The 24,736-nt window shown below is 71.4% G+C and carries 25 protein-coding genes; 13 read left to right on the top strand and 12 right to left on the bottom strand.

The genetic code is table 11. The annotated features are described in order from the left end of the window. Positions 1-50 precede the first annotated feature (50 nt). From ACFVYA_RS38840 to ACFVYA_RS38830, 3 genes are read right to left on the bottom strand one after another with little or no spacing between them, the layout of a single operon-like run. Positions 51-647: a hypothetical protein gene (locus tag ACFVYA_RS38840; RefSeq protein ID WP_387052146.1), complete on the bottom strand. Its 597-nt coding sequence runs from the start codon at positions 645-647 to the stop codon at positions 51-53. Continuing rightward, a complete protein-coding gene (locus ACFVYA_RS38835) occupies positions 608-1,588 on the bottom strand; it encodes a hypothetical protein (protein ID WP_387052145.1) in 981 nt (326 codons plus the stop codon). The genes ACFVYA_RS38840 and ACFVYA_RS38835 overlap by 40 nt, the downstream gene beginning before the upstream one ends. 1 nt (position 1,589) lies before the next feature. Beyond that, positions 1,590-1,781, bottom strand: coding sequence for a hypothetical protein (locus ACFVYA_RS38830; RefSeq protein ID WP_387052144.1), 192 nt, complete (start codon positions 1,779-1,781; stop codon positions 1,590-1,592). Between the two features lie 333 nt (positions 1,782-2,114). Here ACFVYA_RS38830 and ACFVYA_RS38825 point away from each other — a divergent pair, with 333 nt between their 5' ends. The 5 genes from ACFVYA_RS38825 (at position 2,115) to ACFVYA_RS38805 (ending at position 9,064) form a co-directional block, all read left to right on the top strand. Beyond that, complete coding sequence (locus tag ACFVYA_RS38825) at positions 2,115-2,741, top strand: RNA polymerase sigma factor (RefSeq protein WP_285992240.1); 627 nt, start codon at positions 2,115-2,117, stop codon at positions 2,739-2,741. Next, the gene (locus tag ACFVYA_RS38820; RefSeq protein WP_387052143.1) at positions 2,738-3,880 is read left to right on the top strand and encodes a CU044_5270 family protein; all 1,143 of its coding nucleotides are present in this window, start codon (positions 2,738-2,740) and stop codon (positions 3,878-3,880) included. The genes ACFVYA_RS38825 and ACFVYA_RS38820 overlap by 4 nt, the downstream gene beginning before the upstream one ends. After that, entirely contained in the window at positions 3,877-7,131 is a 3,255-nt protein-coding gene (locus ACFVYA_RS38815; RefSeq protein WP_387052142.1) for a S8 family serine peptidase, read from the top strand. Before ACFVYA_RS38820 ends, ACFVYA_RS38815 begins: the two co-directional genes overlap by 4 nt. Before the next feature lie 239 nt (positions 7,132-7,370). Then, positions 7,371-8,432 carry a hypothetical protein gene (locus ACFVYA_RS38810; RefSeq protein ID WP_387052141.1) on the top strand — a complete coding sequence of 354 codons (1,062 nt, stop codon included), beginning with the start codon at positions 7,371-7,373 and terminating at the stop codon, positions 8,430-8,432. 188 nt (positions 8,433-8,620) lie between these two features. After that, positions 8,621-9,064, top strand: coding sequence for a hypothetical protein (locus ACFVYA_RS38805; RefSeq protein ID WP_387052140.1), 444 nt, complete (start codon positions 8,621-8,623; stop codon positions 9,062-9,064). Here the strand turns inward: ACFVYA_RS38805 and ACFVYA_RS38800 are convergent. The 3 genes from ACFVYA_RS38800 to ACFVYA_RS38790 are packed head-to-tail and all read right to left on the bottom strand — an operon-like array spanning position 9,061 to position 11,856. Then, the gene (locus ACFVYA_RS38800) at positions 9,061-9,816 is read right to left on the bottom strand and encodes an ATP-binding cassette domain-containing protein (RefSeq protein ID WP_387052139.1); all 756 of its coding nucleotides are present in this window, start codon (positions 9,814-9,816) and stop codon (positions 9,061-9,063) included. The genes ACFVYA_RS38805 and ACFVYA_RS38800 overlap by 4 nt on opposite strands. Beyond that, positions 9,813-10,781, bottom strand: coding sequence for an ABC transporter permease (locus ACFVYA_RS38795; protein WP_387052138.1), 969 nt, complete (start codon positions 10,779-10,781; stop codon positions 9,813-9,815). Before ACFVYA_RS38795 ends, ACFVYA_RS38800 begins: the two co-directional genes overlap by 4 nt. A 13-nt stretch (positions 10,782-10,794) precedes the next feature. Beyond that, the gene (locus ACFVYA_RS38790) at positions 10,795-11,856 is read right to left on the bottom strand and encodes a sugar ABC transporter substrate-binding protein (RefSeq protein ID WP_387052137.1); all 1,062 of its coding nucleotides are present in this window, start codon (positions 11,854-11,856) and stop codon (positions 10,795-10,797) included. A gap of 229 nt (positions 11,857-12,085) precedes the next feature. Here ACFVYA_RS38790 and ACFVYA_RS38785 point away from each other — a divergent pair, with 229 nt between their 5' ends. From ACFVYA_RS38785 to ACFVYA_RS38775, 3 genes are read left to right on the top strand one after another with little or no spacing between them, the layout of a single operon-like run. Continuing rightward, a complete protein-coding gene (locus ACFVYA_RS38785; RefSeq protein ID WP_387052136.1) occupies positions 12,086-12,583 on the top strand; it encodes a SigE family RNA polymerase sigma factor in 498 nt (165 codons plus the stop codon). Positions 12,584-12,615: 32 nt separating this feature from the next. Next, a complete protein-coding gene (locus ACFVYA_RS38780) occupies positions 12,616-12,831 on the top strand; it encodes a hypothetical protein (RefSeq protein WP_387052135.1) in 216 nt (71 codons plus the stop codon). Between the two features lie 10 nt (positions 12,832-12,841). Continuing rightward, entirely contained in the window at positions 12,842-14,377 is a 1,536-nt protein-coding gene (locus ACFVYA_RS38775; protein WP_387052134.1) for a protease pro-enzyme activation domain-containing protein, read from the top strand. Positions 14,378-14,390: 13 nt separating this feature from the next. Here ACFVYA_RS38775 and ACFVYA_RS38770 read toward each other — a convergent pair whose 3' ends face one another. From ACFVYA_RS38770 to ACFVYA_RS38760, 3 genes are read right to left on the bottom strand one after another with little or no spacing between them, the layout of a single operon-like run. Then, positions 14,391-14,753 carry a ClpX C4-type zinc finger protein gene (locus ACFVYA_RS38770; RefSeq protein ID WP_387052133.1) on the bottom strand — a complete coding sequence of 121 codons (363 nt, stop codon included), beginning with the start codon at positions 14,751-14,753 and terminating at the stop codon, positions 14,391-14,393. A 28-nt stretch (positions 14,754-14,781) separates the two neighbouring features. Continuing rightward, positions 14,782-15,168 carry a hypothetical protein gene (locus tag ACFVYA_RS38765; RefSeq protein WP_364593873.1) on the bottom strand — a complete coding sequence of 129 codons (387 nt, stop codon included), beginning with the start codon at positions 15,166-15,168 and terminating at the stop codon, positions 14,782-14,784. A gap of 56 nt (positions 15,169-15,224) precedes the next feature. Beyond that, positions 15,225-16,472 (bottom strand): GDSL-type esterase/lipase family protein, encoded by a 1,248-nt coding sequence (locus ACFVYA_RS38760; protein WP_387052132.1) that lies wholly within the window; start codon positions 16,470-16,472, stop codon positions 15,225-15,227. A 126-nt stretch (positions 16,473-16,598) separates the two neighbouring features. Between ACFVYA_RS38760 and ACFVYA_RS38755 the strand changes: the two genes are divergently transcribed. Beyond that, positions 16,599-16,841, top strand: coding sequence for a hypothetical protein (locus ACFVYA_RS38755; RefSeq protein ID WP_285992253.1), 243 nt, complete (start codon positions 16,599-16,601; stop codon positions 16,839-16,841). Here ACFVYA_RS38755 and ACFVYA_RS38750 read toward each other — a convergent pair. The 3 genes from ACFVYA_RS38750 to ACFVYA_RS38740 all read right to left on the bottom strand — a co-directional run bounded on the left by ACFVYA_RS38750 (position 16,838) and on the right by ACFVYA_RS38740 (position 21,744). After that, positions 16,838-17,641, bottom strand: a complete 804-nt coding sequence (locus ACFVYA_RS38750; protein ID WP_285992254.1) for a GH25 family lysozyme — start codon at positions 17,639-17,641, stop codon at positions 16,838-16,840. The genes ACFVYA_RS38755 and ACFVYA_RS38750 overlap by 4 nt on opposite strands. Before the next feature lie 93 nt (positions 17,642-17,734). Further along, positions 17,735-19,165: a radical SAM protein gene (locus ACFVYA_RS38745; RefSeq protein WP_387052131.1), complete on the bottom strand. Its 1,431-nt coding sequence runs from the start codon at positions 19,163-19,165 to the stop codon at positions 17,735-17,737. Further along, positions 19,165-21,744 carry a glycosyltransferase gene (locus tag ACFVYA_RS38740; protein ID WP_387052130.1) on the bottom strand — a complete coding sequence of 860 codons (2,580 nt, stop codon included), beginning with the start codon at positions 21,742-21,744 and terminating at the stop codon, positions 19,165-19,167. Before ACFVYA_RS38740 ends, ACFVYA_RS38745 begins: the two co-directional genes overlap by 1 nt. A gap of 120 nt (positions 21,745-21,864) precedes the next feature. Between ACFVYA_RS38740 and ACFVYA_RS38735 the strand changes: the two genes are divergently transcribed. From ACFVYA_RS38735 to ACFVYA_RS38720, 4 genes are all read left to right on the top strand, one after another. Beyond that, positions 21,865-22,959 (top strand): sensor histidine kinase, encoded by a 1,095-nt coding sequence (locus tag ACFVYA_RS38735; protein WP_387052129.1) that lies wholly within the window; start codon positions 21,865-21,867, stop codon positions 22,957-22,959. Next, positions 22,956-23,609, top strand: a complete 654-nt coding sequence (locus ACFVYA_RS38730) for a response regulator (protein WP_387052128.1) — start codon at positions 22,956-22,958, stop codon at positions 23,607-23,609. The genes ACFVYA_RS38735 and ACFVYA_RS38730 overlap by 4 nt, the downstream gene beginning before the upstream one ends. Positions 23,610-23,696: 87 nt before the next feature. Beyond that, positions 23,697-24,086, top strand: coding sequence for a hypothetical protein (locus tag ACFVYA_RS38725; protein WP_387052127.1), 390 nt, complete (start codon positions 23,697-23,699; stop codon positions 24,084-24,086). Between the two features lie 2 nt (positions 24,087-24,088). Further along, positions 24,089-24,736: DJ-1/PfpI family protein (locus ACFVYA_RS38720; protein ID WP_387052126.1), on the top strand; the 648-nt coding region annotated here is incomplete at its 3' end.

Raw genomic sequence — 24,736 nt, 5'->3', positions numbered from 1 at the left:
AGATGGTCGCACGGGCGAGGTGGAGGCCGACGCCGAGACCAGGGCACCGATCACCGCCAGACGGCCGTGATCCCGCCGAACACGAGCAGGATCACGGCATTGCGGAACGCCCATTGCGCCATGTGCAGCGCCTCGACCTGGCGGTTGTCACTCTGGTAGTTCTTGACCAGGGATGCCAGCAGTTCGACGGCCAGGTGCCGCGAGTAGGACGCTCCCACGGAGGGAACCAGCTCGTCCGGACCGATCTTGTGGCGCCGTCGCCGTCCGTGCACGCGTAGCGCGACCAGGATGCAGTACGCGAAGTACGCCAGGGCCAGGAGGTAGGCGATGACGAGCAGCGGGTTCCCGGCACCCACCCCGAAGAGGCCCTTCTGCCCGACGGCGGTGGTCGTCAGCGAGGCGGCGATGCCGGCCGCGGCCATCAGCTGGCCCGCGCGGCTGTCGATCGAAGACAACCGCGTCTCCTGGTCGGCCCACATCTTCCGCGCCTGTTCGAGGAGTTCGCTGTCCGGGATCCGGGGATCGTCACGGAGTTCGGCGATCCGTGTCTCGTAGCGCTCGAACAGGTGCGGCGGATTGATCACGCGGTCCTTCCGCGGCACAGGCACTACCTGCCGGAGCAGCGTGATCGGCGCGAGCCGGGCCATGCGTGCACCTCCTCGCCGAGCAGTTCGTCGACGATCAGGCGGGTGAGCGGGATGCCGCACGCGTGTTCCAGCCAGGCCCACTGCCCGCCCGGGTTGACTTCCAGGAAGTGGTAGCGGTCGTCCGTGCGGAAGAGGTCGACCGCCGCGTACCGCAGGCCGAATGCGCCGGCCAGGCCGAGCACGAAGTCCCGGACGTCCGGCGGCAGCGTGATCTCCCGGTACTCGACGTCCTCGTCCCGGGCGAGCCGCCAGTCCACTGTGTCCGATCGGGTGGCGATCGCCACCGCGTGGCACCGGCTGCCGATGACGGTCACCCGCACGTCTTCACCGGTCAGGCGTTCCTGGGCGCAGAACGGCGCCGTTTTCGCGGCCCCCTCGGCACCGGAACCGGTCAAGGGGGCCGTGTACACCGACACGGGGCGTCCGTCGACGGTGAACAGCCGGCCGGTGACCGGTTTGCTCACCGATGCCGGGTAAGCCAGGTGGTGGGCGCCGACGGTCCCCAGGTCGTTGGTCAGCACCGTCGCCGGAACCGGGAAGCCGAGCTGGGCCGCGAGCCGGAGCTGCCGGGCCTTGTGGGACGCCGCGGTGACCGCGTCCGGGTGGTTGAGCCACTTCGCGGGCGGCGAACAGGCGAAGACGCCGGTCAAAAGGTCGGCGGACTCATCGAGGACGTACCGGGTCGTGTCGTCGCCGGCCTGCCTGGGGAACCGGAGCCCGCGGCACCACACCCGCGCTTCCCCGCACAGCAGCGTGGACGCGTCCCGGCCGTCCAGTGTCAACGTCCCGGCGACGGGATCGAAGGCGACGGACGCGTGCTGCGGGAAGAGATCGACGTTGAATCGCCGGAACGGCACGGCACGGCGGCGCAGCTCGAGGGCGACGAGGTCGTCGGCCCGGTCCGTCGTCCGGCTGATCAGGTACACCGCCGGGGGCGGCATTTCAGTCTTCGTTCCCCTCGATCGTGTCGGTCTTCAGGTGGCTGAGCCCGGACTGCGCCACAGGCCGGCCCCCGTGCACCCACACTTGCAAGTCGGCCGAGTAGTGCCCCGGCTCCGCGGCCGGGCGGACCTCGGCGAGACCGGCGAACGCCGGTCCGGAGTCGCGCAGGATGTCGAGCGGGCTGGCAGGCATCATGCTCCCCTTGTCGGCTGTCCCCTTCGCGGCAGAATCGCCGGGGCACCGACCACCGTTACAGCGCGGGCCGCGATCGGTGTCGTGCGGCTGAGGATCCGACGGACAACAGTGGTGCACGCCAGTACGCCAGGACGACTCTCGACTTGGCGCGGTTGCGCCGATACGCCAGGCGAGTGGCAGCCGAAAATTCGTCGAGTACGGCGAACAGAGCGCTCAAGGCGCTGTTGCCATAGCACCCTCCGTGCGCGCACACCTGGCCGGAGCCACCACGGCCAAGCCGGGTCCTCGATGAGGTGGAACTGAAACCGGCCGGGACGGCAAAAAGGAGGCATGACACCATTGCGGTCCGCAAGGGGGAACGACCGGTTGCCGCCGGCCGGTCCCGTCGCGGACGTCACCGATGCCGAGCTGATCGCCGGCGATGCCGAGACCTTCGGCGTGCTGTTCGACCGGCACGCCCGCCCGCTGCATCGGTACTGTGCCGCCAGAGTCGGACCGGAGGTCGCCGAAGACCTGGTCTCCGAGACGTTCTGCCTGGCCTTCCGGCAGCGTGACCGCTACGACCCCAGCCACTCCGGGGCACTGCCGTGGCTGTACGGCATCGCGACCAACGTGGTCCGGCGCCGCCACCGGCAGGAGTCGACGCGGTACCGGACGATGGCCCGGGCGGGCGGCACCGACGTCAGTTCCGACGACCCCGCGCAACAGGCGATCAACCGGATCCACGCCGGCGGTTACGCGCGGCTGATCACCGGGATCCTCGCCGAGATGCCCCGCAGGCAACGGGACGTGCTGCTGCTCTACGCGTTGGCGGACCTCGGCTACGAGGAGATCGCGACCGCGCTCTCCGTACCGGTCGGCACGGTGCGCTCGACCCTGCACCGCGCGAGGAAACGCTTGCAGGCCGCCCTGCCCGACCACGCCCGTCCCCAGGCTCCCGGAGAGACGATCCGATGACCCAGCAGCAAGCCCCCGGCGACAGCCGCGACCTCGAACTGCTTCGTTCCGCTTTCCCGGCTCCCGAACTGTCCGCCGAAAGCCTGGCCCGGATGCGTGCCCGCGCCTTCGGCGAGCTGCACTCCCGGGTCACGCGGCGGACGCCCCGCCACAGTGGCCTCGCGCTGGCCGCCGCCGTGGTCACCGTGGTCGCCGGGGCCGGGATCACCGCGGTCGCGCTGCTGCCCGCGGGACACACGACCCCGCCGGGCGCCGTCAGCCCGGCTGCTCCCGCACCGCTCGTCGGGGCGGAGACGTCGGCGCGGGACACCCTGGTGGTCCTCGCCGCGCACACCTCAGGGCTCCGGCCGCTGTCGATCCGCGCCGATCAGTTCGTGTACTCGCACGACCGCGGGCAGATCGTCAACGAAATCGTCCTCAACCGGGGCCCGGACGGGCAATTCACCGAGTACGGGGACGAGGACGTGGCCCGGGTGCGGTCCGCGTCCGAGTCCGAGCTGTGGCTGGCCGCGGACGGCCTGCGGACGGTGCGCCGCAAGACGACGACCGACATCGACGCCCGTCCGTTGACCGACCAGGATGCGCGGAAGCTCGCCGAGCGGGGCCGGGCCCTGCCCACCCCGCACACGCTCGTGTTCCCGGATCCGGATGCCCACGGCGATCCGAAGCGCGCAGAACCGCCCGCTGCCACCGAACCGGGCGTGGGCAACCCGACGTTGTCCTGGGTGGCGAGCCTGCCCACCGACCCCCGGCGGCTGCTCGACGTGTTCCGCGCGGCGGCGGGCTCGAACCCGAAGCACAGCGACGACTACCTCACGTACAAGACCGCCGTGTCCTTCGCGGCCAGGGCGGACGCGCTGCTGCCCCCCGGCGTGCGCACGGCGCTGTACCAGGCCATCTCCCTGTTGCCCGGCATCGAGCGGACGCCCGGGCAGATCGATTTCGCCGGCCGCGGCGGGGTGGCCGTCGGACGCACCGACGAGGGCGTCCGCACGGAAATCATCCTCGACCCGGTGAGCTCCCGGGTTCTGGGCACCAGGACGGGCGCGGCCGGCCGCGCCGGGGTGCCGGCCGGCACCGTGCTCGGCTGGTCCACCAACGACCAGCTCGTGGTCGACGCGGTGGGGGCGACCTCGTGACGACGGGACGATTCCGGTTCGCCGCCATGACGGTGGCGCTGACACTGTCCACCCTGGTCTCGCCCGCGGCGGCGATCGCCGCCGCCGAAGCCGGGCCGCAACCCGCCGGCCGCACGGTCACCCTCGTCACCGGTGATCAGGTGACGCTCACCGGGCGTGACCAGGTCCGGGTGCGCCGTGCTCCCGGCCGCGAGAACATCGGCTTCCGGCAACGGCTCGACGAGCGCGGCGACGTCACCGTCGTGCCGGACGACGCCCGGGAGCTGATCGACGCGGGACAGCTCGACAGCCGGCTGTTCGACATCTCGCTGCTCGTCGGCAACGGCTACGACGACAGCGCCAGGAAAGACCTGCCGCTGATCGTCACCCACAGCGGTGACCGGGCCGGGCTCGCCCGGCCCCTCGCCGCGACTACCGGCGCCCGCCGGCTGCCCAGTGTCGACGCGACGGCGGTGCGGGCGGACAAGAAGTCCGTTTCGGCGGTCTGGGCGGAGGTGCGTACGCGGCCCTCCGACGTCCGGCGCGTCTCCCTCGACGGCCCGGTGCGGGCCGATCTCGACCACAGCGTGCCCCAGATCGGCGCTCCGCAGGCGTGGCGAGCCGGGTACACCGGCGCCGGGACGACGGTGGCGGTGCTCGACAGCGGGATCGACGCCACCCACCCGGATCTGGCGGACGCGGTCGCCGACGCCCGCGACTTCACCGGCAGCCCCGGCGGCACCGACGACAGGTACGGGCACGGCACGCACGTCGCGTCGATCGTCACCGGCAGTGGCGCCGCGTCCGGCGGTGCGTACCAGGGGGTCGCGCCCGATACCCGGCTGCTGGTGGGCAAGGTGCTCGACGACAGCGGTGACGGCACCGAATCCGAGATCATCGCCGGGATGGAGTGGGCGGCCGCGGCCGGCGCCAAGATCGTCACCATGAGCCTCGGCGGGCCGGCCGGCGGCGGCAAGGGCGGCGATCTGCTCTCGGCCGCGGTGAACCGCCTGACGGCGCAGTCGGGCGCGTTGTTCGTCGTCGCCGCCGGGAACAAGGGCCCGAACGGGGCCCTCACCAGCCCCGGAATCGCCGACGCGGCCCTGACCGTCGGGGCGGTGGACCGCGAGGACGAGCTGGCCGATTTTTCGAGCCGCGGCCCGCGGCCGGGTGATGGAGCGATCAAGCCCGATCTGACCGCACCCGGAGTCGCCATCGTCGCCGCCCGCGCGGCGAACGGGCGGATCGGCACGCCGGCGGCGGAGAAGTACGTCTCGCTGTCCGGCACGTCGATGGCGGTTCCCCACGTGGCCGGCGCGGCCGCGCTGCTCGCGGGCGAGCACCCGGACTGGCCCGCCGCCCGGTTGAAGTCGGGATTGATGAACAGCGCGAAGCCCCGTGACGGCCTGTCGGTCTACCAGCAGGGCGCGGGCCGGGTCGACGTCGCCCGGGCAGTCGGCCAGCCGGTGCAGGCCGCCCCGGCCAGTCTTTCCCTCGGGGTGGCGCGGTGGCCGCACACCGACGATCGGCCGCTGACCGCCACCGTCACCTACCGGAACAGCGGGTCCGTGCCGGTCACCCTGGACTTGGGCACCGATGTCCGCGACAGCACGGGCAAGCGGGCTCCGGACGGGATGTTCACCGTCTCCCCCGGCCGGCTGACGGTGCCCGCCGGCGGAGAGGCCGCGGCCACGTTCGCCGCCGACACCGGAGTCGACAGCCCGGACGGGACCTATGGCGGGGTCCTCGTCGCCGTCGGTGCCGGCAGCACGGTGCGGACGCCGGTCGGGGTCCAGCGTGAGGCGGAGAGCTACGACGTCAAGCTGACCTTCGTCGACTGGCAGGGCAATCCCGCGGCCCGGAGCAACAACTACTGGTTCGTCGACCTCGATCGCCCCAAGGGCTACCCCGGAAACCTCGGGGGTGTCTCCTCGGCGGTGGTCCGCCTGCCACGAGGCCGCTACTTCCTCCTGACCGACGTCTTCGGACGGAACGCCGCCGGCGAACTGATCGCCGCGCACTTCCCCGAACCCGAGATCACCGTGCAGGCGGACGGGGAGCTGACCTTCGACGCGCGAACGGCCGAACCCGCCGGGATGGTCGTCGATCGCCCCGATGCCGCGGACGGGGAGTCGACCTTGACCTTCGAACGCGCGATCCCGACCGGCACGACGTGGGCCCGGAACTCCGGCGCGTTCGGCCGGACGTGGGTACGTCCCTCGACGACGACGGCGAAGGGCTTCACCTACACCGCGGAAGCGCTCCTCGCCCGGCCCGACGGGCAAGGCGGCTTCGGCAACAGCCCGTACCTCTACCACCTCCGGTGGTCCGAGCAGGGCAAGGTGCCCACCGGGCTGGTGCGGCGCTTCGCCGATCGTGACCTGGCTTCCGTCCGGTCGGAGCACTCGAGCACCGGTCCCGGTCAAACGGGCACCCGAGACTCGATGGTGACGGCCGCCCTTCCCTTCACGCTCCAGGAGTACTACAGCCCGGACACGCCGTGGGAGAGCTACTTCGACCAGTCCACGGGCCACGAGTACCAGACCTCCGCCCAGAGCGTGCCGAAGACGTACCGGCGTGGTCGGTCCGTGGTCGAACGGTGGAACTCGGGGGTCTTCGGGCCGTCGTTCCCGCGGTACCCGGGTGATCCCGCGAAATGGGCGAGCCGGCTGGGCGACACGGCGGACTTCGACCTGTGGTTGCTGAGCGACCGGGGCGAAGGCCACTACGGCCAGGCGGCGAACGCGGAGTCGGGCACCACCGCGCTCTACCGTGACGGCCGGCAGCTCGCCGGGTACCCGTGGGCCGGCCGCAGCGAATTCACGCTGCCGCCGGAAGAAGCCGCCTACCGGTTGCACACCGAGTCCGTCCGCAACGGTCCGGCGGATCTGTCCACCACGGTCAGCGCCGACTGGACCTTCCGGTCCGGGCACGTCACGGGAGCCGGAGCCGAACCGCTGCCGCTGATGGCCGTGCGGTTCGCGCCCGCGCTGGACGACCGGAACCAGGCCCCGGCCGGCACCGGCTTCCTGGTACCGGTGTACCTCGAGCACACCGACCAGCAGGCCGCGCTGACGGAGCCGGCGGCGCAGGTGTCCTACGACGACGGGAAGACATGGCTGCCGGCACCGCTCCTGCGCACCGGCGACCATTGGCTCGCCCAGCTGTGGCACCCGGCTCAGGGCGCGTTCGTGTCGTTCAAGGCAACGGCGGCGGACCGGAAGGGGAACACGGTCGCCCAGACCATCATCCGTGCCTACCGCTTGAGGTAGCACTCGCCCAGCAGGCCGGCATCGGCTGGAACCACCTGCCCACCGCACTGTTCGGCGCGTCCGGTGCCACCTGCCGGCGGCGGCTGAACGGTCAGGCCGCCGGCGCAAGGTCACCGACGAGGGCCAAATCGCGTTACGGCGAATGACGGATTGCCCCTGCGGCTGGTTAACGTTTGACTTGGTGTGCAACGAAACCGTGTGCGGGCAAGCGGCACGCGTCACGTCTGGGGGGATCGTCCATGGCACGTCCACGAGTACTTTCGCGCGTCGGCATCCTGGCGGCCGGCAGCCTCGTCACGTTACTGGCGGGCACTGTCGTCCTTCCAGCGCCGGCCACGGCCACCACGCAGATCACCGATCTCGGCGTCCTGCCGGGCGGCAGCTACAGCTTCGCCTTCGCGATCAACTCGAGTGGAACCGTCGTCGGCGAGTCCTCGGTCGGCCTCGGCAACCACGCTGCACGCTGGAACCCGGACGGCACCGTCAATGATCTCGGGATGCTGCCCACCGGAGTGAGCAGCACGGCGCAGGCCATCAACGACGCCGGTGTCATCGCCGGCAGTGGCAGCATGCGGGATGCGGAGTACAACTTCCACACCCACGCCGTGCGCTGGAACCTCGACGGCACGATCGACGACCTGGGCACGCTGCCCGGTGACATCGCCAGCGAGGCACGCGGGATCAACTCCGCCGGCGTCGTCGTCGGCTACTCCCAGCAGCCGGACGGCGTCCGGCACGCGGTGCGGTGGAACGTCGACGGCACCATCGACAACCTCGGTACCCTTCCCGGCCAGCACAGCAGTCAGGCGAACTCGATCAACGACACCGGCGCGATCGTCGGTTACTCCTACGGTTGCTGCCCCGGCACCAGGGCCGTGCAGTGGGCCCCGGGCGGCACCATCGCCACGCTGGGCATCGGGTCCGGCTCGTCGACCAGCATCGCCACCGCGATCAACGACGACGGCGTGGTCGCCGGCTACGAGACGACGGACACCTCTCGCGTCGCGCGCTGGGACAGCGCCGGAGCCATCACCCTGCTGAACCCGTTGCCAGGGGATGCCACCAGCTGGGCGTCAGGCATCGCGGCCTCCGGGGTGATGGTCGGCAGGTCGTTCACCTCGGGCAACACCGGGCACGCCGCGCGGTGGGACACCGACGGCACGGTCTCGCCACTGGCCCCGCTTGCGGACGGCAAGGACGCCAACGCCACTGCTGTCAGCGACAACGGACAGGCAGCGGGCTACGCCACCACAGCGGACGGCCACACTCACGCGGTCCGGTGGTCCACGGCGGCAAGTTAGACCATGATTACGTCGCCGCGCAGCACATCCGAGCCTCGAGGCCGGCGCCGTCACGGTGACTCAGGAGCACGGCGCCGAGGTGGTGTTCAGCAGCTTCTCGGGCACGTCGTTCAATTCCCGACGGTCTGAAACTGGCCGGCGAATCCGTCCGGCTGAGATACTTCGCCGGTGATGCGGGAGAAACGCCGATGAGCCCTCGTGCGGAAATGGGGATCGTCCTGCTGGCGATCTGCGCACTCCTGGTGACGACGGTGTTCGTCGGGACCCGGTGGCGGGAGAAGACCGGAGGGCTCGGCCAGGTACCGCCTCCGGCGCCGGAGTACGCACGCCGGATCGTCGCGCTGCGGGACGAGGACTACGACCTCGTCCTGCGGGGCGGGGCCCGGGTGAACGGCATGGGCGCGACGTGGCCGTTCGCCAGCCTGCTGGTCAGCCGAGACCAGATCGAGCTGCGCGTCCAGATCCTGATGCCGATCCGGATCGCCCGCGCCGAGGTCATCGGCCTGCGGCGGGTGCGTGGCCCGTTCAGCTACGGCTTCAAGTTCCGGACCGAGTCGGGCCGGTTGGACAAGGTGAGCTTCTGGGTGCCGGGCAAAGCCGCGAACCAGCTGGCCGAGCTCGGCTGGCACTAGGACTGTCCGTCGAGGCGGTATTCCGCGTTCACCAGGTCGAGGAGCTCGGCCACCGACGTCTCCGCGGCCGGGCGGTCGAAGGTGATCTTGCCGTGCTGCAGCAGGTTCACCCGGTCGCAGACGTCGATCACCTGGCCGTAGTTGTGGGCGATGAGGATGATCGCGATGTCGCCGCGGCGTTTCAGCTCCTGCAGCAAACGCAGGATCACCGCGCTTTCCTTCGCGCCCATCGCGGCGAGTGGCTCGTCGAGCAGCAGCAGCTTCGCCTTCGAATACACCGAGCGGGCCACCGCGATCGCCTGGCGCTGGCCTCCGGACAGCATGCCCACTTCGGCGGTCACCGACGGGATCCTGATGCCGATCGAGTCGAGGGCCTCGCGGGCGCGGTGCTTCATTTCGCGGCGTCGCAGGAACGGGAGCGGGTGGTGGGTCAGTTCGCGGTTCAGGTGCAGGTTCAGGTAGACGGGCAGGTCGTCGACCATCGCCAGGTCCTGGAACACCGTTTCGATGCCCAGTGACCTCGCGTGCACCACGGACCTCAGCGTGGCCGGCTCGCCTTCGAACAGGATGCGGCCGCCGTCGGGCTGGTGGTAGCCGGTGAGGATCTTGATCAGCGTCGACTTCCCGGCGCCGTTGTCCCCGATGAGCCCGAGGACCTCGCCGCGCCGCACGTGCAGGGTGATGTCGGCGAGCGCGGTCACCGGGCCGAACTGCTTGCTGACGCCCTCGACCCGGATGACGTCGGCGGTCATGTCAGCTCCCGGGATCCGGCGCGCTTGCGCACCACGATCAGCGTCACGTTGAGCACCATCGCGACCAGGATGGCGGCACCGAGGACCAGGTTGAACGCGTTCGCGCTGACCCCGGTCAGGTTGAACCCGTCGAACACGATGCCGAGCAGCAGCGCGCCGAGGAACGCGCCGACCACCGTGCCGGATCCGCCGAGCAGCGCCGTGCCGCCGATCACGGCCGACGCGACCGCGAAGAACATCGTGGTGAACCCGCCGTTGGTCGGGTCGTACGAGCCGACCCGGGTGCCCTGCAGGATGCCGGCGAGCCCCGCCAGGGTGCTGGTGATCGCGAAGTTGACCACCTTCACGCGGTTCACCGCGATACCGGACTCCGCGGCGCCGACCGGGTTGCCGCCGGTGGCTTGGGTGTGGATGCCGAACCGGGTCGCCGAGAGCACCACCTGCATCACGACGACCACCCCGGCCGCCCACAGGAACTCCGTCCAGCGCGTCCCCCCGAAGGCGGCGACCACCCAGCTGTCCTTCGGCGCACCGACCGGGCGGGCGTTGGAGATGATCAGGACCAAGCCCTGCAACAGGAACGCCGTCCCCAGGGTGGTGATGAACGACGGGATGTCGAGCAGGGTCCTGATCAGTCCGTTCACCAATCCGACCAGGGTGCTCACCACGATCGCGCCGGGCAGTGCCAGCCACAGCGGCCAGCCGTTGACGAAGAACTGCATCAGCATGAACGGGGCGAGGGTGAACACGAACCCGGCGGAGAGGTCGATTTCGCCGCAGATCAGCAGCATCACCTGCCCCGCGGCGATGATCGCCCACGGGGCGACGTACTGGGCGATCGTCTGGTAGTTGTCCAGGGAATTGAACGCGTCACTGGTCACCGTGAAGTAGCTTCCGGCGGCGATCGTGACCAGCAGGATGCTGAGTTCCTTGACCCGCATCACGCCCAGCAGCAACGGTCTCATCGACGTTCCCCCGCTACCGGCCCGGCACCGACGCCGGCGGCAGCGGGATCGCGCCCGGCATCCCGATGACGTCCTTGTTGTCGCCGCCCTCGAACCGGCTGTGGGCCGTCGCGTACGGGCCGACGTTCTCCTTGGTGACGAACGTGAGGCCGGTGTCGGTGGCCGGCGGCGCGACCAGTGTGCCGGACAGCCGGAACAGGTAGAGGTAGAGCACGGACAAGAACCCTTGAAGGTACGGGGACTGGTCGATGGTGAAGTCGAGCGCGCCGCCCTTGACCCCGGCGACCGTGTCGTCGAGCAAGTCGAATCCGCCGGCACCGACCCGGCCCGACAGGCCGCGGTCGGCGATCAGCTTCGCGCACGCGGCGGTGCTGCCGGCGTCGACCGCGTAGATCCCCTTCGCGCCGGCGTTCCCGGTGTACGCGGCGGTCATCGCGTTCAGCTCGCCGGCCTGCTCGGCCCCGGTGTTCACCGACTGGACGCGGACGCCGGGCGCGGCCTGCTTCAGCGCGTCGGTGATGCCGTCCAGCCGCGGCTGGACGTTGTTGCCGCCCGGCTGGGAAATGCCGACCAGGATGTCCCCGGAGGTGATCTTCTGCGCGATGCGCTGTCCCATCCGGAATCCGGACAGGTACAGGTCTTGCCCGACGTAGGCGAGCGGGTAGTTGCCGGCCGCACCGGCGTTGTAGGCGATCACCGGGATGCCCTGGCCCAGCGCGCGTTTGGTGAGGTCGACGAAGGCGTGGTCGTCGGTCAGCGCGATGGCGATGCCGTCGACCTTGCTGTTGATCGCGGTTTCCATCGCGCTCGCCATCTGGGCGACATTGCCGTTTTCCGAGCCGGTCCACTGCGGCTCGGGCACGCCGAGCAACGCCGCCGCGTCGGCGAGCCCGGACCGGGTCGGGACGAAGAAGGAGTTGGTGGTGACGTGGTTGACGAACACGAACCGCCACCCCGGATTGCCCGGGAACGGCCCGGAACGCCCGCCGTTCTGGGCCTGCTGGACACCGGTGCACGCGGCCAGCGCGGCGCTCGCGGCCACCACGCCACCGCCCGCGCCGAGGTACTTCAACACCGCTCTCCGGGAACTGGCGCCTGGTTCGGACATCATCGGACGACCCCCATTCAGCTCAGCCCCGGGCCGTGGCTCCCCGGGGAGACCCCTTCGAACCGCACACACTTAAGATGCGGCTGCTCGCCAATCTGTTGCGCCGGCGTCCGAGTTTCCGGAAGCGCTACCCGGCTCGCCGGGAATTTCCGGCAGGAGTGCAACAATGTGCCGGGGTCTCGGCATCTGACTTGATGTGCACTTCGAAGAGTTCGCGCGTGCTCAGCTGCCCGACCTGGTGCGGTTCGCGGCCGTTCTGACCGGCGACCGCGAGCTGGCGCAGGACGTGGTGCAGGACGCGCTGGTGCGCGCGCACCAGCTGTGGCGCCGGGTGGCCGCGGCCGACCGGCCGGATCTGTACCTGCGGAAGATGGTGGTCAACGGCTACCTCTCGTGGCGACGCCGCTGGTACCAGCGCTCGGTGCAGACCGTGCCGGACGTCACGAAGTTCGGCGAAGCGGCCGTTCCTGACCACGCGGACCGGATCGCCGACGCCGACCGGCTCGCCCGGCTGCTGACCGGCCTCTCGCGGGCGCAGCGGGCCGCGATCGTCCTGCGCTTCTACGAAGACCTCGACGACAGGGAGATCGCCGAGGTGCTCGGGTGCGCGGTGGGAACCGTCCGCAGCCACATTTCCCGGGGGCTCGGCGTCCTCCGCGTCCAGATCGCGGACGGTAAGCGGGTCGCGTGCTGACCGTCCCGAAGACCCCCAGGGAAGGACAGCCGGTGCGGAGCCGACGACAGCGCACGAGCTTGCTGGTCAGCGTGGTGATCGCGACCGTGATCATGCCCGCCGCGCCGGCGTTCGCGGGCACACCGTCACGAGTACCGGTCCGCGGGCTCGAGGGCACCCGGTCCACCCACGTGGTCCACGACGGGACCGACACCGGGCCGGCCGATCCGGCGGCCCCGGGTCACCGCCCAGGTGTTCCTCGCGGGTGACTCCCGCAGCTTGGCCGCCTACGCCCGCACGGTGTCGGACCCGCGTGATCGCCGCTACGGCCACTACCTGACCCCCGAGCAGACCCGCGCCCGCTTCGGGCCGGCGCAGCACCGCATCGACGCGGTCAGCGAGTGGCTGCGCGGCACCGGCCTGTCGATCGTCAGCGCCGGCTCCCAGGCCGTCGTCGCCCAGGGCACGGTCGCGCAGGCGGCCGAGGCGTTCGGCACCCGCTTCGACAACTACACCCTTTACGGCACCCCGTTCCGGGCGGCGGTGGATCCGGTCACGGTGCCCGCGGCGGTGGGGCGGGACGTCCTGACCGTCACCGGCCTCACCGCCGTGACGGGCTCCCGCCCCTCCGGTCCGCCGCCCGGGACCGGGTCCCGGACGGCCTCTCGCGCCACCTCGGGAGGGGCGCCCACCAGCCCCTGCCCGGCCCGCTACGGCGACACCCCGGCCACCGACCTCCCGCCCGCCTACGGGCACCCCGCGCAATGGGCGCCGTGCGGGTACACGCCGCGGCAGGTGCGCGACGCCTACGGGATCACCGGGACCGGCCTCACCGGCAAGGGCGTGAGGATCGGGATCGTCAGCATCGGCAACGAGATCAACGCCCTGCCCGACGCCGACCGCTTCGCGACCGAGCACGGCGAGCCGCCGTTCGCCCCCGGCCAGTTCACCGCCTACGTCCCGGCCGACGTCCGGCCCGAGGAAGCCAGCGGCGAGTTCGCCATGGACGTCCAGGCCGCCCACGCGATCGCCCCGGAGGCGAACATCGCCTTCGTGGTGGGTTCCCGGGCCCGCTCCGGCGGTGGCGGCACCGACGACGGCATCCGGACCGTCGAGTACCCGGCGTCCAGCCCGTGGGTGACCGCGGTCGGCGGCACCACGCTGGCGATCGGGCCCGGCAACTCGTACCGGTGGGAAATCGGCTGGGCCACCGACGAAGTGCCGCTGTCCGGCGACGGCAGCTCGTGGGAAGCGGAGCTGCCCGGCTATCAGGGCAAGGCCTCCGGCGGCGGGACCAGCACCGTGTTCCCGCAGCCGTTCTACCAGCGCGGCGTCGTACTCGCGTCGTTCGCCGGAGCACCGGCGATGCGCACGGTGCCCGACGTCGCCGCCCTGGCGGACCCCGACTTGTGCCTGCTCGTCGGGGAAACCGACTACAACCTCGACGGCAGCCTGTCCTACAAGGTGGGCAACGGGGGCGGCACGAGCCTGTCCTCACCGGCCTTCGCCGGGGTCGAGGCCCTCTTGGTCCAGGCACACGGTTTCCTCGGCTTCGCGAACCCGGCCCTCTACGCCCGCCCCCGGTCGGCCTACCACGCCATCGCCGACAACCCCGCCGGGACGCCGGATACGGTGGCGTTCGCGGTCGTGAAGCACGGGTTCGTCGACCTGATCACGCCGGGGCAATACGCGGACTCGAACCTCGTCCACGCCCCCGGCTACAACACGGTCACCGGCCTGGGCTCCCCCACCCGGGAACTGATCGAGTCCTTCCGCCGTCGACCTCAAGGCGTCGACGGCGGGACCGGCGACTGAGCGAGACCGCTGCTCAGCGGGCCGCGGTCTGGGCGAACCGCTCCCACGCCGACTGGCGGGTCATGCCCAGCGCCTCGCCGATCTGGGTCCACGTTCCGCCCAGGGCGCGTGCCTTGCCCACCCAGGCCGCCAGGTTGTCCTGGACCTGGGTGCTCGCCACCGAGACCGGGCGCAGGTTCGAAAGCACCTGCTCCAGCGGCAGGTCGTGCTCCCACGGCGCGATGAGGGGCACGTCCGCCGGCTTGCCTTCGATCACCGACACGCACAGCTGCACACACCCGTCGCAGATGAACACGCCCGGGCCGGCGACCAGGGTGTCCACTTCCGTGTTGGGCTTCGAACAGAACGAGCAGCGCGCGAACACCGCAGTACTCATCGAAAGACCTCCTTTGTCAGGCGTGACCTTACAGCCGTAAGGGTGCGCCTGACAAGAGGAAGGCCGCCGTCCACTCGGACAGCTCGGTCAGCCGGCCGGTCAGCTCCTCGATCTCCGCCCAGCGGCGGTGTTCCCGCTCCAGGTCCGGCACCAGGAAGTCCTCCACCAGCAGCAGGAGCGTCGCGATCTCGTAGGCGACGTCGGCGAGCTGCAGGAACGGCCGGTACTGCGCTTCGGTGCCCGCCCCGTGCCGCGCGGCCCAGTCACGGGCGCCGTGGCCGGCGGTGCGGCACACCGCCTCGACCGTGCGCCGCAGGTCGCCGCGGCGGGAGCCGGGCGGTCCTTCGGCCAGCGGGGCGACGTTCCAGGCCACCGACAGCAGGCAGCACCCGGCGTCGTCCATCGACTCGTTCATCACCGGAGGTACTCTGCTGACCGGCACGCACAGTCCCGCTGTTCCGACTCGCCGGCTCACCCCATCGTGTGGCCGACCGGCCCGGATCGGGTGAGCATCGGCACCGAGACGAAATCGGCCAAGGCCTGCTGGCCGGCGGCGTTCGCGTGGATGCCGTCGCCGTTGTCGTAGGCGGGCAGGATGCTGTTCGGCTTCAGCGGATCCGCCAGCACCGTGTCGAAGTCGACGACGCCGGAACACGTGCCGCCGCAGGTGTTCCAGCGCTCGACGAACAACGCGATCTCGTGCCGGGCGAGGTTCGCCTGGTCGCTGTACCCCGGCCTCGGCGTGCTCGGCGTGACGTACACCGGAATTCCGGCCGCCCGCAGCCGCGCGAACACCGCGCGGTAGCTGTCGAGGATCGTCGCCGCGTCGCAGCCGTACGCGAGGTCGTTGGTGCCGTAGTAGTAGATGACGGCCGTGACGCCGTGCAGCGCCAGCACGTCCCGGTCCAGGCGGCTCGCCGCGTCCAGGCCCGCGACCGACGGCGGCATCCCCGGGCACGACCGGGCGCTCGTCGTGCCCGAGACGCCGGCGTTGGCGACGGCGAGCTGCGCGGACGAAGCGACGATCCGCCGCGCCAGGTCGTCGGTCCACCGGCGGTTCGTGCCGAGCTCGGTGCAGCCGGGACCGCAGTTGGTGCTGCCGATGCCGTCGACGACCGAGCTGCCGAACGGGACGACGACGCCCCGCAGAGCCGCGTTGTGCACGTCGACGGCGCTGACGACGTACGTGGCGCCCACCGTGGCCGTGAAGGCGCCGCCCGAAGCATCGCCGGCGTGGTCGCCCGAGCCCGGCGGCGTGAGGTAGTTGTCGCGCAGCGCCGCGCCGTGGCGGCCGGGCACGGCGCTCCCCTCGACCGCCATGCTGACCGCGAGGTCGGAGTCCGGGCGCGTCACGAGCCTCGTCTCGTCGCTCCAGACCTCACCGCCCGCCGGGATCGTGACGGCGTGCCGCCCGAAGAAGGTCAGGTCGCGGACCCCGGTGACGGCGGCGCCGCCCGCGCTCGGCCCGGCGGTGGCGTGCCCGATGGTCAGCGGCCCGGTGCCGAAGGTGTTCTGGAACCGGACGCGCACCGCGTCGCCACCCTGGCTGAGGTGGGTGATCATCCGCAGCGACTGGCCGGTGACCGCCGTGTCCGCCCGCCCGTCCTGCGACTGCGCCCACGACGTGAACCACGTCCGCGCGGCCCCGGCGGCCCCCGGAGCGGAGACGACGGCGGCCACGGCCACGGAAACCGCAGCGAGAACGGCGATCCTGCGCACGACGCCTCCCGAGTCCACAATGGACGAGCGGTGGACAGCTCCCGCCGATCGTAGGCAGCCGGTCACGGAAGGGACAAGGTTTTGTCCGATCTTGTCAGCGGCGGCGGTCTCCGGTTCGATGGCGGCATGACCGAACCCCGCACCTTCGGCGATCCGTACGAAACCCCGGACGGGACGACGGTGATCCCGGTCCACCGGCCGGTCGGCGTGTTCGCGGTCCGCGACGGCCAGGCCAGGTGGGAACCGGCCGTCGACGCCACGCGCGTCGCCCTGCTGGGCATCGGCATCGGGCTGGTCGCCGCCACCCTCACCGGGATCGCCATGGTGCACCGGCCGCCGTGGCCCGACCTGCGCCGGCGCGGGCGCTAACCCTTGGCCAGCGCCTGCACCCGGCCGATCGGGCCGTTGTAGTAGTTCTGGTCCCCCGGCAGGCTGCCGCCACGGGCGAACTGCCAGATGCTCTGCTTCTCCCACCCCGCCGGCAACTCGCCGACGTCCGGGCCGTACCGCGCCAGCCACAGCGGATCGGTGTTCCCGAACCGGGCCGTGTTGCCGGTGCACTGCTTCCACCAGGCCGTGCTCGTGTAGATCAACGCGCTGCGCTTGACCTTCGCCAGGTACGTGCGGGTGAAGTCCGCGATCCACGCCGTCAGGTCGGCCGGGTTCTTGCCGTAGCAGACGTCGCCGTACGGGTTGTACTCGATGTCGAGCGCGCCGGGCAGCGTGGTGCCGTCCGCGCGCCAGGCGCCGCCGTTGGCGATGAAGTACTCCGCCTGCTGGGCGCCGCCCGAGACGTCCGGGCGGGCGAAGTGGTAGGCGCCGCGGATGATGCCCGCCGCGTGCGCGCCGTCGTACTGCTGCCCGAACTGCGGGTTGACGAACCCGGTGCCCTCGGTCGCCTTGACGTAGGTGAACTTCGCCCCGGCGGCGGCCGCGGCGGCCCAGTCGACCGGGCCCTGGTGCCCGCTGACGTCGTGCCCGAGGGTCTGCCCGGGCGGGTCGGTCCGCGGGGTGCCCCGGACGCCTTCGTGGCGGGCGATCTGCGTGCCCGCGTAGTTCGTGTCGGCCAGGGAGTAGTCGGCTCGGGCGGGTGTCGCGACCACCACCGCCGCGAGCACCGCCAGCGCGGCCGCTCCCGCCAGCCGCTGTCCCGTCACGGTTCGGTTCATCCGGGCTCCGATCTCGGTACGGGCAGATCCGCAACCCATGCTGCCTGCCGGGCTCGGTCCCCGCGAGGCTTGTGTCACCCGATGCAGTGATCTTCAGAGTTCGGTGGTGATGATCGCCTCGACGAGCACTTCCCCGGCCGGGGTCAGTTCGACGACGCCCGGCCGCAACCGGACGAGGCCCCGCGAAGCCAGCGAACGGAACTTGCCCAGCCACGGTTCCGCGAACAGCGACCGCCCCGGGAACCGCGCGGTGTGCACGGAATCCCGCACCGGCCGCAACGTCGTGAGCGCCATCTTGACGGCCCGGGCCTCCTGCGCCTCGGGGGTGAACCGCGTCGCCGACCCCAGCGGGATCCGGCCGGCGAGCACGGCTTCGGCGTAGCGGCGGGAGTTCACGTCGGTGATCGCCTCGGACGCGCGGCAGCTCGAGCTGCCGCCCAGCCCGATCGCGACTTCGGCCTCCTGCTTGTCCTGGTCGACCATGATGGACTTCCACTTCTCCGGCCCGAGGCCGTCGCGGGCGAAGTACATCGTCGGGTGCTCGGTGTACCCGGCCGCGCGCAGGCCGTCGGTGAGCAGCTCCCGCATCTGGTACTGCTCGCCGAGCGTCGGCCAGCGGTGCCCGTCGCGCACCAGCTTGTCCCGGTAGGACGGCAGCTGCCACGCGGCCGGCTTCTCCCCGGTGACGCCGGTGCGGGTGTCGCTGTAGGACGCCAGGTGCAGCTTCGTGCACACCACCGCGGTGACTTCGTTGTCCAGCACGACGTCCAGGTCGCGGCGGACGCTGTCGAGAGTCTGGTCGAGCAGGCCGTACATGAGGTCGATGCTGACCCACTCGAAGCCCGCCGCGGTGGCGTTCCGGACGAAGTCGACGCACATCTGCGCGGTGTGCTCGCGCCCGCACAGCGCCAGCACGTGGTCGTCGAACGACTGGACCCCGCTGGAGAGCTTCGTGCAGCCCAGCTCCCGCAGCAGCTCGAGCTTGGCCGGGGTGAACGTGCTGGGGTCGCCTTCGAAGCGGATCGTCGTGCGGTCGGTGAACCCGAAGTGCGAGCGGTAGAACTCCAGCAGGCGCCGGATCTCCGGCTCCGGCAGCAGCGACGGCGTGCCACCGAAGACGTTGAACTCCCCCACTTCGGCACCCGCCAGGTTCGGCACGGCGTCGAGCCACAGCCGCGCCTCGGCGATGTTGAGGTCGACCCAGTGCGCCGCCTTCTCGATCTTGCCCTTGACCAGCACCACCGGGTACTGGCAGAACCGGCAGCGGTAGGCGCAGGTGGGGATGTAGGACCACAGGTGGATCGGCCCGGAGGACGCCAGCTGCGCGTCCAGGTCGCGCAGGAACTCCGGCGGCGAGCCGGGCTCGTTGCCGGGGAACACGTGCGCCCCGAACGGGTCTTCCTGCACGAAGTCGAGCAGGTGCCGGTTCTCGGGCGCTTCGAGCACGTCGAGCACGCCGGGACGCGGCCACGCGGGGTCGATCGCGTGCAGCGAGCCGACCGCTTCTTCGTAGCCCAGGGTCATCAGAACACCCCTCCGTTGCCGAAGTAGTTGTGGGCTTCGCCCGACTCGCGGTCCTCGCAGTAGTAGCGGACGAATTCCGCGAACCGCGCGGCCGGCACCGCCGCCAGGCACGGCGGCAGTGGCGGCGGGTACCCGATGTCCTCGCCGACGTGCCGCCGCAGGCAGGCGAACAGCTCGTCGGCGAACTCGAAGTACAGCCGGTACGACGGCGTCTTGTAGGCGTGGATCGGCGTGAAGTCCACGACCCGCATCTCGTGCCGGATTTCGCTGATCCGCCGGGCCAGCCGCGCGGCCAGGTCGTGGCCGAAGAACGCGATGACGGCGTCGTCCTCCAGCAGCGCGGGCGTCAGCAGCACCGGCAGGATGGTGTTCTTCGGCGTGAAGTCCTTGATCGAGAACTCCCAGGCCTGCTTGGCCTCGGCTTCGGTGAGGTCGGTGGGCACCGGCGGCGCCGACGGGCGGATGTCGCGCATGACGATGATGCCGTCCGAGCCGTAGGCCCGGCCGGCGATGACCTCGTCGATGGCGTGGTCGACGCGGCGCGGGTTGATCTCGACGCGCGAGCGCGGCGCGTAGGTGATGGCGTCGCCGCCGCTGGCGACCTTGATCCCGAAGTCCCAGTCGTCGGAGAGGTGGTTGACGAACTCGCCGTCCTGCAGCTGGTAGAAGATCTCGATGCCGCCGGCGCGCTCGTAGGCGTCGCGCTCGACGGCGAAGCCCTTGCCGTCGGGGAAGCCGCCGAAGAGCGCGAACGTGACGGCGCGGCACCGCAGGGTCCGCTGGATCGCGTCCCACAGCCGCGGCCGCCCGGTGAAGTGCCCGGCGTTGTAGTAGTAGTCGCAGACGCCGATGGCGGCCTTGCTCGACTCCATCGCGGCGAACAGCTCGCTCAGCCAGTGCGGGTCGACCCGGCAGTCCGCGTCGGCGGAGACGAGGTAGTACCGCTCCCCCGGGTCGCTGTCGGGCCGGTTCCGGCTGCGGGCGGCGGCGAAGTCCATTCCGGCTCGCCGCGCGCACGAAACGCCCTGTTCGGGTTCGTGGATGACGTGCAGGGCCAGGTCCGGGTGCGCGGCCGCGAAGGCGTGCGCGACGGCCACGGTGTCGTCCGTCGAGTTGTTGTCGACGAGCACGACCTCGTACCGGCTCTTGTCCAGGGGTGCGTCGCCGTCGCGCTGGTCGTGCAGCGTCCGCAGCACCTCCGGGAGGTTCGCGGCCTCGTTGTACACCGGCAGCACGACGCTCAGCCGCGTCGCCGCGCCCATCGGCGGCGGGTACAGCCGGTCCACCAGCTCGTCGACGACCCGCGCGCCGAACCGCGCCTGCCCGAGTTCCGAGTTCACCCGCACCACTTCGGCCCGTTTCCCTTCGTCGGTGATCAGCTCGGCGACTTCGCGCGCGAACGCCGCGTCCGGCAGGTCGCGGGCCCGGATGTCCAGCACCGGCGCCCGGAAGCTGCCGTAGACGACGTCGTACAGCTCGTACCCGCTGGTGATGTACGGCGTCCCGGAGGCGATCGCCTCGCTGACCGGGTTGCCGTAGCTCTCGTAGTCGTAAGAGGTCAGAAAGGACACGACGGTCGTGTGGGCGAGGAGGTCGCGCACGGAGTACCGGCCGGGGACCGCGGTGTCGTACGGGGTCAGCCAGCCGCCGAACACGACGCGCTCACGCACCCCCAGCCGGTTCGCGAGATCGACGAGCCGGGCGTGCTCGGTGGGCGTCTCGCCGACGTCGCCGGCGACGAACAGCCACGCGTCCGGCAGCAGGGTCAGCAGGTGGAGGTCCCGGTCGATGCGCTTCTGCGGGATGATCCGGGTGATCCGGGCCAGCAGCGGGACGCCGTCGGGAATGCCGTGGTCACGCCGGAAAGCCGCGTTGCGCTCGTCGATCCGCGCGGGGGCGATGGCGAAGGAGTTGGGCAGGACGTCGATGTTCGCCAGCTCCGGGACCCACTCCAGCGTGCGCGCCTTCGCCTGCTCGTGCAGGGCGAAGTAGTGGATGTGCGGGGAGTTCCGCGGCGCGGGGACACCGGGGTACGGGAACGTGCCGTACTTGGCGATCCCGGGTTCGCTCTGCCACATCAGGTCGTGGTCGCGCCAGAACACGAACCGGCCGAGCCGGTGGCGGGCGCCGTAGCGGTCGATCGCGGAGTACAGCGCCTCGGTGTAGGCGAGGTTTTCCGGCAGGGTCCCGTTCTCCACCATCACCACGGTCACGCCGAGGCGTTCCCAGGTGGCCACGATCCGGTCCGCCAGCTCGCTCGCGATCCGGTCGGCTTCGGGCCGGAGCGTGTCGTCACCGGCTTGGACGATCCGGGTGAGCACCGCTTCGACGAACTCGCGGTCGTAGCCCCGGATCTGCTCGAGCCCCTCGACGCGGTCGAGCGTGACCCAGTCCGGCAGCAGCTCGGCCTCGTCGCGGTAGGGCCGGAAGAACGCGCCCTTGTCGGCTTTGATGTCGTACCCGAGGTCCAGGTGGACGCGGTGCCCGCGAGCGGCGAAGCGGTGCGCCGTCTTGAGGAACTCGACCACGACCCCGGACAGCGGAGTGGCGTCGAAGGACACGCCCCAGAGCACTGACATCGATGTCAAACCCCCGTATCGGCCTCGCCGTGGTTTCCAGCGTAAGCGCCGGCACGTCGAACGGCCGTGTGAGCGCTTTCGTGGTTGACCGCGGAAGCCCGCAGCCCCCACAGTGACCGCATGAACCGGGCCCTCGGGGTACTGACCTGCGGCGCCTTCCTCTCGATCGTGCTCGGGGTCCTCGGCTCCGGGGAACCCCGGCTCGCGCTCGCGCTCGGCGCGGTCTTCGCCGTGCTCGCGACGGCGGTCTTCGGCTGGGTGCGCCGCCGCGAGCGGCTCGCGTGGGGCGCGGCCTACGTCGCCGTCCAGCTGCCCCTGGCCTTCGTGCTCTTCACGATCGACGCCGGCGTCGGGACGACGCTGTTCCTGGTCGTGCTGGTCAGCCAGTGCGTCCTGCTGCGCCTGCCGCGGCCCGTGATCGGGCTCGTGATCGCCGTGGTGCCGCTCGTGCACCTCGGGATGTCGCTGGGCGAAGGACTGCGGGAAGGGATCGGCACGCTCATGTCGGTGCTGTTCGCCGCGATCATCACCGAACTGCTGCTGCGGGAACAGCGCTCGCGCGGCGAACTCGCCGAAGCGCACGCGAAACTCCGCGACCACGCCGCCCAGGCGGAGCGCCTCGCGACGGCGCAGGAGCGCAACCGCGTCGCGCGCGACATCCACGACGGGCTCGGCCATTCGCTCACCGTCGTCCAGATGCAGGTGAAGGCCGCGCGGGCGGTGCTGCCGACCGATCCCGGCAAGGCCGACGACGTCCTGGCGAAAGCGCAGGAGCAGGCCGAAACCGCGCTGGCCGAGGTGCGCCGCTCGGTGCGGGCGCTGCGCGAGCCAAGGCTGGTCCCGCCGCTGCCGGAGGCGCTGAAAGCCCTCGCGGAAGAGACGTCGGCGACCGGTCTCACGGCCCGGCTCACCGTGACCGGCACCGAACGTCCGCTCCCCGAGGAGCAACGCGAAGCGCTCTACCGGGCGGTGCAGGAAGGCCTGACGAACGTCCGCAAGCACGCCGGCGCCGAGACCGTGGACGTCGTCCTCGGCTACGCCGCCGCGGCGGTCCGGGTCGAAGTCCGCGACGACGGCCGCGGCAGCGACGGCGGCGCGCCGACCGGCTTCGGCCTGGTCGGGCTCCGGGAACGGGCCGCCCACCTCGGCGGCGAGCTCGCGTTCACCTCGACCCCCGGCCGCGGCAGCGCCCTGACCATGGAGATCCCCGGATGACGCCGGTCCGCGTCCTGCTCGTCGACGACCAGGCCCTGTTCCGCGAAGCCCTCGCCACCCTGCTCGCCACCCACGACGGCATCGACGTCGTCGGCGAAGCCGGGAACGGCGCCGATGCCCTGCGCGAAACCGCTTCGCTGGCTCCGGACGTCGTCCTGATGGACCTGCGGATGCCGGTCCTCGACGGCGTGGCCGCGACCCGGCGGCTGCGCGTCGAGCACCCCGGTACCCGGGTCATCGCGCTGACCACCTTCGACGACGACGAAGACGTCTTCGCCGCCCTTCGCGCGGGCGCCGTCGGCTACCTGCTGAAGGACGTCTCGTCGGCACGGCTGGTCGAGGCGGTGCTGGCCGCGGCCCGCGGGGAGTCGGTGCTGCAGCCGTCGGTGGCGGCGAAAGTCCTGGCGCGGTTCGCGCAGCTGCCGGACGCGCCGGAGCCCCGGCCCCAGCCGCTGGTGGTGCCGCTGTCCGAGCGCGAACTCGACGTGCTGCGGCTGCTCGCCGACGGCCGCAGCAACCGCGAGATCGCCGCGGCGCTGTTCCTCGCCGAAGGCACGGTCAAGAACCACGTCACCAACGTGCTGGGCAAGCTCGGCGCCCGTGACCGGACCCAGGCCGCGCTGCGCGCGAGGGATCTCGGCCTGCTTTAGACCGTGACCCCCGGTCATGACTTCCGGCACCTGGCAGCACGGCCTCCAGGCGCGATTCTCGTCCGGGAACGAACCCTGGAGGGAACCATGACCACCACCGAAACCACCCGGACCCCCGCCCGCAAGCTGGCCCGGTTCGCCGGCCACTACGTCGAAATGGTCGTCGCCATGCTCATCGGCATGGTGGCGCTCGGCCCGCTGTGGCCGGCCGCCTGGCTCGAGCGCGCGGACATCGGCGCGATCGTGATGGCCACGAACATGACCGTCGCGATGGTGCTCGCCATGGCGCTGCGCCGCCACGCGTGGCCGCGGATCGCCGAGATGGCCGCCGCGATGTACCTGCCGTTCGCCGCGCTGCTCGTGCCGCACTGGCTGGGCGCGATCTCCGGCACCACGCTGATGGTCGCCGGGCACGTGATCATGTTCCCGCTGATGCTCGCCGCCATGGTGTGGCGCCGCGCCGAGTACTGGCACTGATCATGCTGAAGCGCCTCGCCTTCCTCCTCGCCGCGATCGCCGCCGTCCTGGCCGTTCCCGCCGTGGGCGCGACCGTCTCCGCGCTCGGCGCGATCGACGCCCTCTACGCCCCCGGCCCGCCGCGGCGCGTCCCCGCCGCGGCGCCGGTCCCCCACGACCCGGCCAAGCCGACCGCGGTGGTCGTCGTCGGCGACCGCGGTGCCGTGGTCTCCGACGCACTCGCCCCCTACGAGATCCTGGCCGCGACCGGCCGGTTCAACGTCTACACGGTCGCGCCGCACCGCGAGCCGGAGCCGCTGACCGGCGGCCTCGACCTGGTGCCGGACTTCGACTTCGCCGGCCTCGCCGCCCGGCTCGGCGGATCCGCGCCGGACCTCGTCGTCGTCCCCGCGTTCCCGGACGTCGGCGAGCCCGGTACCGAACCGGTCACCACCTGGCTGCGGGCCCAGGCAGCGCACGGTTCGAAGCTGCTCAGCGTCTGCAACGGCGGCGCGGTGCTCGCCTCCGCCGGATTGCTCGACGGGCGGCCGGCCACCGCGCACTGGCTGAAGGTCGACGCCTGGGCCGCCGAATACCCGGCCGTGCGGTGGGTGCGCGGGATGCGGTTCGTCGACGACGGGAACGTGGTGACCACCGCCGGGATCCTCTCC

Source organism: Amycolatopsis sp. NPDC058278, from assembly GCF_042881395.1.
Lineage (GTDB): Bacteria > Actinomycetota > Actinomycetes > Mycobacteriales > Pseudonocardiaceae > Amycolatopsis.
Note: the sequence above shows the minus strand (reverse complement) of the source record. Positions and strands in the feature narration are given on the sequence as shown.